Below are 1,733 nucleotides of genomic sequence, written 5' to 3'. Positions count from 1 at the left end.
GTTCAAACTCGAGCAGACCAATGCGGCGGGGCAAACCGTTCAAACCAATCTCTTGGCAGTCGAGCCTCATTCAGACGGCATCCGCTTTGTCCAAACCGATGCACTGGGTGCGCCGGTATCGCGTCAATCGGTCAGCACCAAAGGCTGGAAAAACGACGGCTTTGTGATGCCCAATGCCACTTCGCGCCGACTGTTTGCCGCCTTGTTACCGCTTTTGGCCGCCGAACACGCCGCCACGCTTTACCCTGAAGCCCGCCAACAAAACGCCACCCATCAAGGCTTCTGCCCTGACGGCAAAGGCGCGGTATTCAGCTACCGCGAGCGTGATTTGTGGTGTGTTGCCCACCATTCCGAACAATTCCTTATCGGCTTCCCCGACCAAACTTTCTGGACGGTCAGCCCGATCGCAGAAGACTAATTCATGAATACTCCTGTTTATCTCAGCCGTCCGGCACTGACCAGCGCATTGGGCAGCGGCTTGCAAGTTCATGCCGATGCCTTACTCACGCCGTCTGAAAACACGCCCCTGACTTTTTCAGACCAATGGGTAAAAGGCAAAACGCATGCTTTCGGTGCAGTCAAAGAAACCCTGATGCCCCTGCCCGACAGCATCCCCGAAGCACACCGCAGCCGCAACAACCAGCTTATCCTGCACGCGCTTTCGCAAATAGACGAACTGATTCAGACGGCCATTGCCCGTTACGGCAAAGAAAGGGTCGCTGTCGTTACCGGTACGTCCACCAGTGGCGCAGACGAAAATATCCCTTTGTTCCAACACGTTGTCCAAGGCGGTGGATGGACGGATGTTCCGTTCAAACAGCTGCAACACACCATGGCTTCGCCCTCCGAATTTATCGCCCAAGTTTACGGTCTGGACGGCTTGCGCTATACCGTTTCCACCGCCTGCACTTCCGGCGCACGCGCCCTCATCAGTGCAGCCCGATTGCTTCGTGCCGGATTGTGTGATGCTGTGATTTGCGGCGGCGCGGATACGCTTTCTCCGCTGACGATCAATGGTTTTGCCTCTTTGGAAGTGCTTTCAGACGGCATTGCCAAGCCTTTTTCCGCCAACCGCAACGGCATCAATATCGGCGAAGCAGCCGCATTTTTCGTAATGACACGCGATGCCGATTTTGACGGCGAAATGCAGTTGCTCGGCTACGGCGCAAGCAGCGATGCCTACCATATGTCTTCGCCCCGCCCCGACGGTTTGGGTGCAGCCCAATCTTTTCAGGCCGCTTTGGATAAAGCCGGCTTGAAAGCGGAAGAGATCGGCTGGATCAATCTGCACGGCACCGGCACGCAGCACAACGACAGCATGGAAAGCCGAGCTGTTGCCGAAGTATTTGGCAGCCACACCCTTTGCACTTCAACCAAGCCGTCCACCGGTCATACCTTAGGCGCAGCTGGTGCGATCGAAGCCGCGTTTGCCTGGTTGATGGCCAACCACCAATACAATCCAGAAGGCAAACTGCCACCGCAACAATGGGACAACGTACCCGATTCCGAGCTGCCCAACATTGCTGTAACCGACGAAAACAGCCGCTGGCCGTCTGAAAAACGCATTGCCGCCAGCTCATCATTCGCTTTCGGCGGCAGCAATGCCGTTTTGATTATCGGATAAGTCCTTATATTTAGGCTGTCTTTTCAGACGGCCTTTTTCTTTTCCGCAACTTAAAAAACAATAACATCAAAACAACAACCAAATCCGCCGAAATATGCCATAATAGGCT

The 1,733-nt window shown here is 54.8% G+C and carries 2 protein-coding genes; both read left to right on the top strand.

The features are described 5' to 3' along the window. Positions 1-418, top strand: a 418-nt coding sequence (locus tag ACTHUM_RS13145; protein ID WP_440403075.1) for a hypothetical protein, incomplete at its 5' end; no start/stop codon positions are given. 3 nt (positions 419-421) lie between these two features. Continuing rightward, positions 422-1,624, top strand: a complete 1,203-nt coding sequence (locus ACTHUM_RS13140; RefSeq protein WP_440403074.1) for a beta-ketoacyl-ACP synthase — start codon at positions 422-424, stop codon at positions 1,622-1,624. The last annotated feature ends 109 nt before the right edge of the window (positions 1,625-1,733 follow it).

Source organism: Neisseria sp. P0021.S006 (assembly GCF_051956895.1).
Note: the sequence above shows the minus strand (reverse complement) of the source record. Positions and strands in the feature narration are given on the sequence as shown.